General features: G+C 40.8%; 16 protein-coding genes. 13 read left to right on the top strand and 3 right to left on the bottom strand.

Going from position 1 to position 13,991, the window contains the following annotated elements:
- Positions 1 to 50 precede the first annotated feature (50 nt).
- From J2X07_RS10095 to J2X07_RS10040, 12 genes are all read left to right on the top strand, one after another.
- A complete protein-coding gene (locus J2X07_RS10095) occupies positions 51 to 554 on the top strand; it encodes a GNAT family N-acetyltransferase (RefSeq protein ID WP_310258539.1) in 504 nt (167 codons plus the stop codon).
- 77 nt (positions 555 to 631) lie between these two features.
- The gene (gene hprK / locus J2X07_RS10090) at positions 632 to 1,567 is read left to right on the top strand and encodes an HPr(Ser) kinase/phosphatase (RefSeq protein WP_310258538.1); all 936 of its coding nucleotides are present in this window, start codon (positions 632 to 634) and stop codon (positions 1,565 to 1,567) included.
- 22 nt (positions 1,568 to 1,589) lie between these two features.
- Complete coding sequence (gene lgt / locus J2X07_RS10085; RefSeq protein WP_310258537.1) at positions 1,590 to 2,405, top strand: prolipoprotein diacylglyceryl transferase; 816 nt, start codon at positions 1,590 to 1,592, stop codon at positions 2,403 to 2,405.
- 16 nt (positions 2,406 to 2,421) lie between these two features.
- Positions 2,422 to 3,390, top strand: coding sequence for a nucleoside recognition domain-containing protein (locus J2X07_RS10080; protein ID WP_310258536.1), 969 nt, complete (start codon positions 2,422 to 2,424; stop codon positions 3,388 to 3,390).
- Positions 3,365 to 4,006 (top strand): pyrophosphatase PpaX, encoded by a 642-nt coding sequence (ppaX, locus tag J2X07_RS10075; protein WP_310258535.1) that lies wholly within the window; start codon positions 3,365 to 3,367, stop codon positions 4,004 to 4,006. The genes J2X07_RS10080 and ppaX overlap by 26 nt, the downstream gene beginning before the upstream one ends.
- Positions 4,007 to 4,522: an acyltransferase gene (locus tag J2X07_RS10070; RefSeq protein WP_310258533.1), complete on the top strand. Its 516-nt coding sequence runs from the start codon at positions 4,007 to 4,009 to the stop codon at positions 4,520 to 4,522. It abuts the gene before it with no gap.
- A gap of 90 nt (positions 4,523 to 4,612) precedes the next feature.
- Positions 4,613 to 5,200: a hypothetical protein gene (locus tag J2X07_RS10065; protein ID WP_310258532.1), complete on the top strand. Its 588-nt coding sequence runs from the start codon at positions 4,613 to 4,615 to the stop codon at positions 5,198 to 5,200.
- A gap of 149 nt (positions 5,201 to 5,349) precedes the next feature.
- On the top strand, positions 5,350 to 5,784 hold the full coding sequence (locus J2X07_RS10060) for a GNAT family N-acetyltransferase (RefSeq protein WP_310258531.1): 435 nt from the start codon (positions 5,350 to 5,352) through the stop codon (positions 5,782 to 5,784).
- 45 nt (positions 5,785 to 5,829) lie between these two features.
- On the top strand, positions 5,830 to 6,129 hold the full coding sequence (locus J2X07_RS10055; RefSeq protein ID WP_310258529.1) for a hypothetical protein: 300 nt from the start codon (positions 5,830 to 5,832) through the stop codon (positions 6,127 to 6,129).
- A 738-nt stretch (positions 6,130 to 6,867) separates the two neighbouring features.
- Positions 6,868 to 7,359: an SRPBCC family protein gene (locus J2X07_RS10050; RefSeq protein ID WP_310258528.1), complete on the top strand. Its 492-nt coding sequence runs from the start codon at positions 6,868 to 6,870 to the stop codon at positions 7,357 to 7,359.
- Complete coding sequence (locus J2X07_RS10045; RefSeq protein WP_310258527.1) at positions 7,359 to 7,925, top strand: histidine phosphatase family protein; 567 nt, start codon at positions 7,359 to 7,361, stop codon at positions 7,923 to 7,925. The genes J2X07_RS10050 and J2X07_RS10045 overlap by 1 nt, the downstream gene beginning before the upstream one ends.
- Positions 7,909 to 8,286 (top strand): VOC family protein, encoded by a 378-nt coding sequence (locus J2X07_RS10040; protein WP_310258525.1) that lies wholly within the window; start codon positions 7,909 to 7,911, stop codon positions 8,284 to 8,286. The genes J2X07_RS10045 and J2X07_RS10040 overlap by 17 nt, the downstream gene beginning before the upstream one ends.
- 63 nt (positions 8,287 to 8,349) lie before the next feature.
- Here the strand turns inward: J2X07_RS10040 and J2X07_RS10035 are convergent, their stop codons facing one another.
- Genes J2X07_RS10035 through J2X07_RS10025 form a run of 3 tightly spaced genes read right to left on the bottom strand, consistent with a single transcriptional unit; the run spans position 8,350 to position 12,032 of the window.
- Positions 8,350 to 9,696, bottom strand: coding sequence for a GntP family permease (locus J2X07_RS10035; RefSeq protein ID WP_310258523.1), 1,347 nt, complete (start codon positions 9,694 to 9,696; stop codon positions 8,350 to 8,352).
- A 19-nt stretch (positions 9,697 to 9,715) separates the two neighbouring features.
- Complete coding sequence (gntK, locus tag J2X07_RS10030; RefSeq protein WP_310259023.1) at positions 9,716 to 11,251, bottom strand: gluconokinase; 1,536 nt, start codon at positions 11,249 to 11,251, stop codon at positions 9,716 to 9,718.
- Positions 11,252 to 11,300: 49 nt separating this feature from the next.
- Complete coding sequence (locus tag J2X07_RS10025) at positions 11,301 to 12,032, bottom strand: GntR family transcriptional regulator (RefSeq protein ID WP_310258520.1); 732 nt, start codon at positions 12,030 to 12,032, stop codon at positions 11,301 to 11,303.
- A gap of 235 nt (positions 12,033 to 12,267) precedes the next feature.
- On the opposite strand from J2X07_RS10025, the gene J2X07_RS10020 reads away from it, so the two are divergent.
- A complete protein-coding gene (locus J2X07_RS10020; RefSeq protein WP_310258517.1) occupies positions 12,268 to 13,743 on the top strand; it encodes a protein adenylyltransferase SelO in 1,476 nt (491 codons plus the stop codon).
- The last annotated feature ends 248 nt before the right edge of the window (positions 13,744 to 13,991 follow it).

Below are 13,991 nucleotides of genomic sequence, written 5' to 3'. Positions count from 1 at the left end.
ACCGTTCGTTAATCTACGAATGGTCATTTTTGATAGAAGGGGTAAAAAATTTGGAAACGACTAGATTAATGTTTAGACCGTATACGAATGATGATTTTCCTTTCTTTTCTTCATTATGGGCAGACAAAGATGTCGTTCAATTTATTGGAAAAGGAACGACTCGTACAAATGGAGAAGCTCAAAAAAGCTTTCAAGATTGGCTTTTGCCAGGCTATAAGGATGGACGCGGGCTTTATGTTGTCACATTAAAAGAAACTGGCCAGCCGATTGGTCATGCAGGGATTGTGGCTCAGACGATTGACGGAAAAAAAGAGTATGAGTTAGGATATTGGCTCGCCAAGGATCACTGGGGGCATGGCTATGCGACAGAAGCGGCAGCTTTTTTTCATCAATATGCGATAAATACGCTAGGTTTTCATAGACTGATCTGCCTCATTCAAGAACGGAATAAGAGATCGATTAACGTAGCAGAAAAGCTAGGGATGAAATTTGAAAAAATAACGAATTTTAATGCGATTCCAGTTCATGTGTACGCATGGGGTTTTAATTGTTAAAAATTATTTCACACTTTTGGTGAAAAACATGCTGAAGTGATACAATAGAAGCATTGGAAAATGGCAAGGAGGACCCTATGGCGAAGGTACATATTTATGAATTAATCGATAAATTTCAGCTAGAGCTCGTCAGCGGCGAAGAAGGGATTCACCGCACGATCCGTACGAGTGATATCTCACGGCCAGGTTTAGAAATGGCAGGCTATTTCACTTACTATCCCGCTGAACGTCTTCAGTTACTGGGAAAAACAGAATTAACCTTTACATCAGAAATGGACGAGAAAACGCGAATGGAGAGATTTGAGCAGCTATGCACGGATGAAACGCCCGGAATTATAATTTCGCGCGATATTGAAGTGCCAAAAGAGCTGTTAAAAGCTTCTCATAAATCAGGCGTTCCAATCATGCGTTCAAAAGTAACGACAACACGTCTATCAAGCCGCATTACAAACTTTTTGGAAAGCAAGCTCGCACCTACAACAGCAAAGCATGGTGTGCTTGTAGATATTTATGGAATCGGCGTACTAATCACAGGGAACTCTGGCGTTGGTAAAAGTGAAACAGCACTAGAACTCGTGAAGCGCGGCCATAGACTTGTAGCCGATGATTCTGTAGAAATCCGTCAGGAAGATGAAGAAACATTGATCGGAAGCGCACCAGAACTTATTCAGCATCTTCTTGAAATTAGAGGGTTAGGTATCATTAACGTGATGACCTTGTTTGGTGCTGGCGCCATCCGCAATTACAAGAAAATCTCGATCGTAATGAATTTGGAAATTTGGGATTCTAAAAAAGTGTACGACAGACTTGGTTTGGAAGAAGAGACAACAAAGATCATTGATACCGAGATCCCGATTCTTACCATTCCGGTGCGTCCCGGACGAAACTTAGCTGTCATTATTGAAGTGGCTGCTATGAATTTCCGTTTGAAACGAATGGGTATGAATGCTGCACAGGATTTCTCGGAAAGACTGACAAATGTGATTGAAGCTGGGGATGAAGACGACTTTTAAGAGATAAAAGGAAGTGGAGAAGATGGATCAAACAATACAGCCGTTAAATCGGGTCGCTTTAGAATTAGGACCGCTAACGATTTATTGGTATGGAGTTATTATTGGTTTAGGCGCCTTATTGGGGTTATTTCTTGCGATTAGAGAATCAGAACGCCGCGGTTTAGAAAAAGACACGTTTGTTGATGTTGTCATGATTGCCATTCCTGTCGCTATTCTTTGCGCAAGACTTTATTATGTAAGCTTTGAATGGGATTTTTACAAAGATCATCCAAGTAAGATCCTAGCGGTTTGGGAAGGTGGAATCGCAATTCACGGAGCTTTGATCGGCTCGTTTTTAACGGCCCTTATTTTTTCTAAAAAGAAAGGCATCTCATTTTGGAAACTCGTTGATATTGCGGCACCAAGTATATTGCTTGGCCAGGCGATCGGACGCTGGGGCAATTTTATGAACCAGGAAGCACATGGCAGAGCTGTATCGCGTGGATTTTTAGAATCGCTGCATCTCCCGGACTTTATTATTAATCAAATGTACATAGACGGTACATACTATCATCCTACATTTTTGTATGAATCTCTTTGGAGCTTGCTTGGCGTTTGTATACTATTGTATTTAAGAAGAGTAAACCTGCACAGAGGAGAGCTGTTTTTAACATATATTATCTGGTACTCGATCGGCCGTTTCTTTGTGGAAGGTATGCGGACGGACAGTTTGATCGTCTGGGATACATCTCTTCGAATCGCTCAAATCATGAGCTTAGTATGGATTGCAGGCGCCATTATCATTTGGATCTACAGAAGAAAAACGGGATTGGCTGAAAAACGATATTTGGAAAGCTAAAGGGGGCGCATGAAAAGTGGAAACGTTAAAAAATGGAACACTAGCTGGACTGAAAACCACTTGGACGCTCGGAAAAATCATCTTTCCAATTACGCTGATCATTACGATTTTGAGTCATACACCTGTTATGGATTGGATCATTACTGCGATTTCGCCCGCAATGAAGTGGATCGGCTTGCCCGGGGAGGCAGCGATCCCGCTTGTTCTCGGTAATTTTCTTAATCTGTATGCGGGAATTGGGGGCATTTTAACCCTTGATTCACTTTCGGTTCAAGACGTTTTTATTCTAGCAGTAATGCTTTCGTTCTCTCACAATCTTTTTATTGAATCGAGTGTTGCCGCAAGTGTTGGGATTAAATTGTGGGTGATTATGATCGTCCGAGTTGGACTGGCGCTTATCGCTGCGTTTTTAATTAATGTGCTGTGGCATGGCGGAACGGAAAAAGCGCAATATGGATTTATATCAAAGCCCGACGCATTACCGAACGGCTGGGGTGAAATTACACTCGCAGCACTCGAAAAAGCGGCACTTGGAATTTTACAGATTGCATTAATCGTTATTCCTTTTATGATCATCATGCAGTTTTTAAAAGATAGAGGCTGGCTGCATCGTTTTTCAAGATGGATGGCACCGGCGATGAGGTTATTGGGAATGAAACCAAACACATCTATGACAATGGTTGCAGGTTTAACGATTGGACTCGCTTACGGTGCAGGTGTTATGCATCAGGCAGCAAAGGAAGATGGCGTGTCGAAAAAAGATTTGTACCTCGCATTTATTTTTCTCGTCAGCTGTCATGCGGTTGTTGAAGATACACTCATCTTCGTTCCGCTTGGCATACCGGTATTGCCTTTATTGATTATCAGACTCGTAACCGCAGTTTTGCTGACGATGCTTGTAGCTTTTATTTGGAACCAGATAGAACGAAAAAATAGTTTACGAAGAGAGGAAGCACAACATGAAACGGGACACCATACTCTTTGATTTAGATGGAACACTGATCAACACGAACGAACTCATAATTGCGTCCTTTTTATACACATTAGATAAATACTTTCCTGAGCAGTACAATCGGGAGCATATCCTGCCATTTATGGGAATGCCGCTTGTTGAAACGATGGAACAGATCGACATCAACCAGGTACCTGAACTTATCGAGACTTACCGCGAACATAATATCTCAAACCATGACAGCCTTGTTACTGAGTTTGAAGGTGTTTTTGAAACGGTAGAGGAATTGTATAAAAAAGGCTATAAATTGGGCATCGTAACAACGAAAATGAGAAATACCGTTGAAATGGGATTAAAGCTCGTTGGACTGGACAAGTTTTTCAAGACGATTGTGACGCTCGATGATGTCAAAAAAGCAAAACCAGATCCAGAACCGATTCTTAAAGCTTTAGCTTTATTGCAATCAACCCCAGAGCAAGCGATCATGGTCGGTGACAGTAAATATGATATTCTGGGCGGCCAGAATGCCGGCACACAAACGGCTGGCGTATCTTGGACGATTCGCGGAAATGATTATCTGCAGCAGTTTAATCCGGATTATATGTTAAACAAAATGACGGATTTACTGGATGTTTTAGGAGAGAGATAAGTGCGTGATACAGAGCGTTATCCTGTAAAAGGCAGGAACTCGTTATACCAAGTTTACGATACGGTTCCTTTCTGGAAAGTCGTGAAAAATTTTATCACGATCCAAGTAGCTCGCTACACCCCTTTTTTGCCGATGAAAAACTGGCTTTACCGCACTTTTTTAAATATGAAGGTAGGAGAAGGAACGGCATTCGCGCTTATGGTAATGCCTGATATCATGTACCCCGAGCGGATTTCTGTAGGCAAGAACTGTGTGATCGGCTACAACACTACCATTCTTGCTCATGAGTATTTGATCAAAGAATACCGCTTAGGCGATGTAATTGTTGGTAATGAAGTTATGATCGGCGCCAATTCTACGATTCTGCCAGGGGTAACCATTGGTGATGGAGCCATTGTCTCGGCCGGTACACTTGTTCATAAAAATGTACCTGAGGGTTCGTTCGTTGGCGGAAATCCGATGCAAGTGATTTATACAAAAGAAGAACGGTCGAAGAGGGAAACGACAAACAGCTAGAAATTTGTCGGATGTTCCCCTCTTGGATTTTTCCATTGTTTCGTCGTATACTTAAATTAGGCAAAAAAGCGAAAGCTGGAGGCGCATACTATGAGAAGGAAATCATTCTCGATTGTTTTTATGAAGAATACATTTAGAATTGGACACCTAGTAGAAGACAACTGCCAGTCTCAGCATGCACCGACCACACATCCACAGAACAAGGCCGAACAGCTTGCCGCCCGGGATACCTACCGTTTCCGGACAGCCGTTTCAAAAATGAAAGGCAGCGGCCTCGTTAAGCATTATGAACTTCAAAGCACTCGTGCAAAGCTGGTTTTTTACGGCGATTATTCTACCTACAAGCGTCATGTACCCCATCAAGCGTTTACACGCGAACATTTTCAGCATTATTTTGGCTCAGAAGATTTAATTTGTGAATTTCTCCTAGATACTTCTATTTATTTATTTAAAGAACTCCATTTTTTAAACGAAATCCAGCTAGATATACCTAATCACGGCAAACTTTATACCGTTGAGCTCACACGCAGTGAACTTGACGAGCATATGAACTGTGACCTTTCTAACAAGAAAGACGGGCACCATCATCGCTTTTTCTATATCTATCGGGACGAAGAGCTTGATCAGTTCACGAATCAATTCGTTAAAGTAAAACGGTTAAGAAGAAAAAAACGATAAACTTTATAAAACTGGCGCCCAATCGTCTTTCGTAAACTGGGTGTCAGTTTTTTTGCTTGGCTGGAGGTATTTCTAATATGACTTCAATAGAGTAGCGGAAATATTTACGAAAACAGATTTTATATTTTTTGAAAGGAAAGTGAAAGGGAATGCAGTTGACCTTTGAACAGCTTGAAGGAAAAGACGTCTTGGAGCATGAGGGACTTCAGGCGTTGTACGGTATTTTATTTGAAAGTCCTGCTCGCATGATTGAGCCGCCAGTTTCGAAAAACTTTCGGGCTTGGCTCGTTCTTTCAGATGATCAAGCAATCGGTTTTAAAGCAGGATACGAACTAAAACCTGGAAAGTATTACAGCTGGCTTGGCGGTGTTCATCCTGAGTATAGAAAGAAAGGCTTAGCAGGGAGTTTGATGGAGCTGCAGCATGGATGGTGCAGTACGAATGGCTACCAAACCATTCAAACCAAGACAAAGAACAAATGGAAAAGTATGCTGATCTTAAACTTGAAGCATGGCTTTGATATTATAGGTACCTATACAGACAGCAAAGGTGAGCCGAAAATCATTCTGGAGAAAAACCTGTAACATTTTAGGCTGCCCGCATAGTATGCAATATGCGGGGTGGATAATATGAGTATCAAAGATAAAGTGAAACAGTGGTTTATAGGACCTGTACGTAAAGAAGAGTCTTTTAAGTCGATTGTGGATCAGGAACAGTTTTCAGCTATATTGAGATCTGGTACACCGATCATTTTTACAAAAACGATTGGCTACGGTCTTATCCTGTTTGAGGAGAAGGAGCAGCTTGGTGTTGTTCAGGTGAAGGATGTTTTTAACGCGAGTGAGGAAGTGCGTCAATACATGTCGCTACCTGATCTCCATTCCTTTTTCGAAGACCGCTTACGTGAAGGGAATTCGTTTTATACGTAGAATAATTAATAGAGAATGAGAAGACACCTCAACATTTGTGGGGTGTTTTTATTTTTGAACATATAGAGAAGTGGTGTTGTATGGAATTCCTTCTATTGGATAATGAAAAGCATATTTTAAAGGATTTGGTAGGTAAAAAACTAAGCCTAATTTATAGTCATACCCTTCATTACCGTTTAAATGACAACACCTTCAGCATACATGGGACAGTTATACTCCGAACTGATGATAGTTTTATTATGTTTGAGAGTATGGAATTAGATTGTGAGGAAAACGGCTATTATGATTACTACCACACAGTATCTATAAAAAAGTCACAATTCCGGAATCTCTTCCTTACAGTAAAACGGAGTATGGGACAATCATATTTACTGAACCGGTTTCAAGCATGGCGATCTTTTCGAAAATAACAAAAGTCTCTCTATTTAAGCAAACTGTTAAAATGGAAACAAAAGAGATCATATTTATTGGTGGAATAATGATAGCCCTGGAAAATGGGGAAAAGATGTGTTTGATACCAGTTGCACCAGGGGGATTTGAGATAACTTTTGACTTAGTAAATATAGAAAAACTTACGAAGAAATTAAGATTTATTAAATCATTTCAATGAATGTTACCCGGTTGATATAAAATGGATTAGAACGGAAAGCGAGCACTTGTGCCCGGAAATCATCCACTTTCAAGAGTAAAAAAGTATGCGAAAACAGCCATATATAAAGAAAGCCAGAGGTAAATCTCATGCCAGTGATTCAGCATAAAGAATATATTGCAGCACCAATTGAAATTTGCTTTGATCTTGCTAGAAATATAAACGTACATACACAAACGACTTCCCATACGAAAGAAAAAGCGATCGGCGGTGTTACTTCGGGACTGATTGAAGAAGGCGAGTCTGTCACATGGGAAGCTGTTCATCTTGGAGTGAAACAGCGGCTCACAGCAAAAATCATAGAGATGGAAAGACCATATCGTTTTGTTGACGTAATGGTGAAGGGTGCTTTTCATTCTTTTACACATACGCATACCTTTGAAGATACAAATGAAGGAACGGTAATGGTTGATCATTTCGAATACAAGTCTCCTTTTGGCATCATTGGTAAGCTGGCAGACTTTTTGTTTTTAGAAAAATACATGACCAACTTCCTTGTTACACGAGCTAAAGCTTTGAAGGATATAGCAGAGAGCGGAGATTATAGAAGATTTATAGCGAAAAGGACAGTGGATTCATAATGAAAATAGGATTAGTGCGTCATTTTAAAGTGACGAGAGGGTACCCTACTCAAAAATGGATTACACCCTCTGAATTTGATCAATGGTTAAAAGAATATGAAGAATCAGACGTAGAAGAATCAGAAGTAGATTTTGGAGGTATTGAATGGCAAAGGTGTTATGTGAGCACGATTCGCCGAGCGGAATATACGGCTGAAAAAATATATACTGGACAACTCATTAAAACAGATGACCTTCGAGAGATTCCTGTTTATCCGTTCTTCAAACGCAATATAAAACTGCCAGTACTTTTTTATCCCTTGTTCGTTAGAGCCGCTTGGTTTTTTAACCACAAATCACAACTCGAGCGCAGAACGGATGTAGAAAAGAGAATATCCAAAATTCTGGACAGGATCATAGAGGAAAATGATGAAAATGCATTGATCGTCAGCCATGGGGGATTGATGATCTTTATGAGGAAAGAACTGATAAAAAGAGGCTTCAAGGGCCCTAAGCTGCGCCGTCCTGAGAATGCCAAACTCTATTTATATGAACGAGGAGATTATCCTAATGTCGATAAAAACTAGTATTGCTCCATGGCTACCTGTAAGCAGCGGGGTGGAGGCTGTTGATTTTTATTGTAATGCGTTTGATTCAGTTGAAATATATCGTCTTGAAGAAGGTGAGGGGAATGTGATTATTGCCCAATTATCAGTCGATGGAGCGGATTTCTGGATTCAAGAAAATCCTGGTTCCAGCACGAAAGAGTCCGTTCGTATGATAATGACGGTCAACGATCCAGATTCGGTATTCGAAAAAGCTCTTGCCGCCGGGGCAGAAAAGATCACACCTGTCTATGAAGAGCATGGGTGGAGGATTGGCCGCATTATGGATCCATTTGGCCACCATTGGGAGATTGGTAAACCACTTGGAAAAAAAGCGGAGTAGGGAAATGAAATGATGAAATACATAAATAAAGCCCCGTAAGAAGTTTCTTACAGGGCTCAGCTTTTATACAAATAAGCTTAATAACAAGATAAATCCTAATCCAGAAACAGAAATTATCGTTTCAAGCAATGTCCATGTTGCAAATGTTTCTTTCATGCTTAAACCGAAGTATTCTTTAAACATCCAGAACCCTGCATCATTAACATGTGAAGCTATTAAACTACCAGCTCCAGTTGCAAGAACAACTAAAGCTAAGTTAGCGTCAGTTTGACCCAACATCGGAATGACTAAGCCGGACGTTGTTAAAGCTGCAACCGTAGCAGACCCGAGCGAAATCCTTAAAATCGCTGCAATGATCCAAGCAAGTAAAATCGGTGAAAATGAAGATCCTTTGAACAATTCAGCAACGAAGTTACCAACGCCGCCGTCGATCAGGACCTGCTTGAAAGCACCGCCTCCGCCGATGATGAGAAGCATCATTCCGATTTGAGTAATAGCTGTTGTACAAGAGTCCATTACGTTTTTCATCGGAATCTTTCTAGCTAATCCCATTGTGTAGACTGCAACAAGTAATGAGATTAACATAGCAGTCGAAGCATTACCTATAAAACGAATAATTTCAAAGCCTTTACTATCATCAATTTTCATCGTTTCTTGAATCAGAGTGATAACAGTTGCGATCGACATTAAGATAACAGGCAGCATTGCTGTAAATACAGAGATCCCAAATGAAGGTGTATCTTTCAGGTCAAATACTTTTTGTTCGCCTAATGAAGCGATATTACCCGTTTTATTAAATGAATCAGGAACAATTTTTTTCGCAATCTTTGTAAAGACGGGTCCAGCTAAAATAACCGTTGGAATCGCAATAATAAATCCATATAGCAGCACTTCACCAATGTTTGCTCCAAATTCTCCAGCAATTACGGTTGGTCCAGGGTGAGGAGGCAAGAAACCATGTGTTACGGATAGAGCAGCTACCATTGGAATTCCAAGGTAAAGAATCGATACTCTTAATTGTTTGGAAATCGCAAATACAATTGGAATCAATAACACGAGACCTACTTCAAAGAATAGCGCAATACCGATAATGAATGAAGCAGCGACGATTGCCCACTGAATCTTCTTTTCTCCAAATTTTTCGATTAACGTAATGGCAATGCGCTGCGCACCGCCTGCATCAGCAATCAGTTTACCTAACATGGCGCCAAGACCAAAAATGAGAGCTAAATGACCAAGTGTTGCACCTAATCCAGCTTCAATCGATTTTACAATGTTATCGAGCGGCATTCCAAGTGCTAAAGCAACACCAAATGAAACGATGATTAAAGAAATAAATGTATTTAATTTGAAATACATGATTAATAGAAGTAACGCTAAAATTCCGCAAGCAACTATAAATAATGGCATGATAATAATCCCCCTGATGTTATATTTTTTTGCTTATGTTTCTTTGATAAGCAGCAATTCGTGAATAATCTTCTTCTAATTTTCTTGATAGGCTAATGAAAATCGGCAATAATTCTCTATATTCTTTTACCGCGTCTTCATTTGGAGTGTGTGTATAGGTGTTGCCGATCATTTGAGAAGCAGCATCAAATGACTCGATTTTTCCAATCGCATACAGGCCGAGAATACAAGCACCTAGACATGAACTTTCGTAAACCTCAGGAACAACTACATCAGCATCGAAAATATCAGACATCATCTGACGCCAAATTTCTGATCTTGCGAAGCCTCCAGTTGCTTGTATGCGTGTGACAGGTTCATCCATGCATTCTACTAAAGCCAAAAACACGGTGTATAGATTATAAATCACCCCTTCCAGTGCTGCCCTGATCATATGCTCTTTCTTATGGGAAAGCGTTAATCCGAAAAATGAACCTCTGACATCCGAGTTCCATAGTGGAGCACGTTCTCCAGCGAGGAAAGGGTGGAAGAGCAATCCATCAGAACCTGGTCTGACGCGCTCAGCAATTTTTGTCAAGATCTCATACGGATCAATGCCTAGTCGTTTAGCAGTTTCAAGTTCCGAAGCCGCAAATTCATCCCGGATCCAGCGCAGTACGACACCACCGTTATTGACAGGACCGCCAATCACCCAATGATCTTCGGTTAAGGCGTAGCAAAAGATTCTGCCTTTTTTGTCCGTTTGCGGCTTATCGATAATCGTTCGAATCGCACCGCTTGTACCAATCGTAACGGCGATTTCACCTTTTTGAATCGCATTGACACCCAAGTTAGATAACACGCCATCACTTGCTCCAATGACAAATGAAGTTTTCGGGCTAATACCAATCTGATTAGCGTATTCCAGCTGACAGTTTTTAAAAACTGAAGTCGTTGGTACGAGCGTAGATAATTGATCCTGTGATATACCTGCGATGGTTAATGCTTCCTCATCCCAATCCAATGTTTTGAGATTCATCATACCCATCGCAGAAGCTAAGGAATGATCGACAACATATTCGTTAAAAAGCTTTTTGAAGATATATTCTTTAATCCCAATATATTTTTTTGTTTTATCTGCAATTTCAGTTTGTTCATTTACAAGCCACGTGATTTTGCTTAATGGGGACATTGGATGTATAGGTGTTCCCGTTCTTCTATAAACCTCATGTCCATTTCGTTCATCCTTTATTTTGCGAGCCCATGCCTCGCTGCGATTATCTGCCCAAGTGATGCAAGGAGTTAGAGGATGATCGTTATCGTCCATCGCAATAACACTGTGCATAGCACTGCTGAACGAAATAAACGCGATCTCATTTTGAGAACAGCCTGACTTCTTAATCACATTTGTAAGGGCTTGCAAAACAGCCTGAAAAATTTCTTCCGGATCCTGTACAGCTGTTGAAATATCAGGTGTGTGAAGCGGGTAGCCAATATTTTCTTGTGAGATGACATTTCCGCTTTCATCAAATAAAACAGCTTTTGTACTTGTCGTCCCGATGTCGACACCTATCATATAGCTCGTATTGGTTCTTTTGTGTATTCCGTCGATATCAGTCATTTTGTTACTCCTTTTCCTGCTCCCTTGCTTTAGATAGCATTTGTTGTGACATCCATAGGTCATCTACTTTTCCTTGAACATCATCAAAATTTTGATGAAGTGATTGGATCATAATGTCTCTATTTTTAGTTTTGATGGCTTCAATATAGAGTTCATGGTTTTTTACTATGCGGGAGAGGTCATCATATTTTTGGCTAAAATGCATTCGCATCGATAGCAGGATAAAACTCTCCATTACAGGCTTTGTATTATTCCAGATCATCGTAATGTATGAATGGTCAATGGCACGGATTATTGTTTCATGAAATAAGACATCCTGTTGAGCAAATTCATCAGCATCTTTGTATTTGATCGCAATTAGCATCATCTCTAGTATTTTATTAAGCTCTTTCACCACTCCGAAGGTATCAATCTTTACAAGCCGCTCAAAAACAAACGTTTCAATCAGAAGGCGTACATCATAAATTTCTTCTACTTCTTTCTCTGTGATTCCAATAACGACAGCACCCATTCTTTCTAATCGAATAAGGTTTTCGCTTGCCAGTATCTTTAATGCGTCACGGATAGGTGAACGGCTCACATTGTACTCGGCAGCTAATTTATTTTCAGATAAAATGGTACCGCTTTCAATTAAGCCTGAAATAATACGCATTCTAAGCTCGCATGCAACGCGGTCACCAGCAGAAGCTTTGGAGAGCCATTTTACGGGATATAAGAATTCCTTAGATTCGCTCAAAATTAACCTCCTGTTAAATACGAGTATACTTGTATACAAGTTATTATAAGCTACACATTGAAAAATGCAAGCGCTTTTATAAAATGGAAAAATGAAGAAAGATACTTTGAGAAGAGAATCACTTTTGTTGAGAAGTATGGTAAGAATGCTATCATTAAATAGAAGGACATATTAAATGGTGACTAGAATTTTTTTAAGGTAGATTTTAAATGACAAAAATAAAAAGGTTGATTCGATGTCTAATAAAGAAGAAATAAATAAGATAGGCTGGAACTTAGAAAATAGCTATTCTACATTACCGAAAACGTTTTTCGCACCTATTCAACCAAACCCGGTACAATCACCAAAATTAATAATTCTCAATGAGTCTTTGGCTGAATCATTGGGTTTAAATCCGAGCGGTCTGAAAAGTGAAGAGGGAATCGCTGCATTTGCAGGCAATCAGTTTCCAGAAGGTGCGGCTTCTCTTGCACAAGCCTATGCGGGTCATCAATTTGGCCATTTTGCAAGGTTAGGAGACGGACGTGCTTTACTAATTGGGGAGCAGATCACCCCTCAAGGAAATCGTGTCGATATCCAGTTAAAAGGTTCAGGCAGAACACCATACTCCAGAGGCGGTGATGGCCGGGCAGCACTTGGACCGATGCTGCGTGAATACATTATCAGTGAAGCGATGCATGCACTTGGCATTCCGACTACACGCAGCTTAGCTGTAGTGACAACAGGAGAGTCAGTCATCCGGGAAACAGAACTTTCAGGGGCAATCGTGACTCGCGTGGCTGCTAGTCATCTGCGTGTAGGCACTTTTGAGTATGCTGCACAATTTGGAACATTTGACGATTTAAAAGCTCTCGCTGATTATGCGATTAAGAGGCACTATCCGGAAGTGGAAGAAAATGAGGATCGCTATCTTAATCTTTTTAAAGAATTGATAAAACGGCAGGCGTCGCTTATTGCTAAATGGCAATTGGTCGGCTTTATCCATGGTGTTATGAATACCGACAACATGACAATCAGCGGTGAAACCATTGATTATGGTCCGTGTGCTTTCATGGATACGTATGATACAGCAACAGTTTTCAGTTCAATCGATGTTCAAGGACGCTATGCTTTTGGCAATCAGCCGAGTATCGGCGGGTGGAACCTGGCACGGTTCGCTGAATCCATATTGCCGCTGCTCCATGAAGATCAAGAAAAGGCGGTCGAAATAGCTCAAGAGGCGATTTCTGATTTTGGCAAGCTCTTTTATATAAATTGGTTTTCTGGAATGAGGGCAAAGCTGGGCTTCTTTAATGGAGAGGATGAAGATGAATCTCTTATTGAAGACCTCCTTCAGTTGATGAACAAACATCGGGCTGACTATACGAACACATTCCGTGCGTTAACATTCGATAAGACGGAAGAGTTGAAGCTTTTCTCTGTGCCGGAGTTTATGAAGTGGCATGAGAAATGGCAAACGAGATTAAGCAGGCAGGCTGAGTCGAAGGCAGATTCTAAAGAACTGATGAAGAAAAACAATCCAGCTGTGATTCCAAGGAACCATCGTGTAGAGGATGCTCTTAAAGCGGCAGTGGAAAATGATGATTACAGCGTGATGGAAAAGCTGCTTAACGTTCTATCAGATCCTTATGCACACACACCTGAACAAGATAAGTATACTGATCTGCCGCCAGAATCAGATCGTCCATACCGAACGTTTTGCGGTACCTGATGCTTTTAAAAAAAGGCTGTTTTCTAAAAGGTTGTTTCTTGTGAGGCATTTTTGTAATTTGACTCCAGTGGCAAGTTGGTTGGAGTGCAAGGCTCTAGACTCCTGCGGGACAGGCGGGCAGTCCGAAAAGCTGCAGCGGTTTGATCAGCCCCGACAAGCAATAGGGAAATGGGCTAAGAAGGCGCTTTTCACCTTCATGACCGTTAAACTTTTGACCTCGAGGGGCTAACCACTGCAGCTAGACAGGT

The sequence above is a fragment of the Fictibacillus barbaricus genome, from assembly GCF_031457135.1.
Classification (GTDB): Bacteria; Bacillota; Bacilli; order Bacillales; family Fictibacillaceae; genus Fictibacillus; species Fictibacillus barbaricus_A.
Note: the sequence above shows the minus strand (reverse complement) of the source record. Positions and strands in the feature narration are given on the sequence as shown.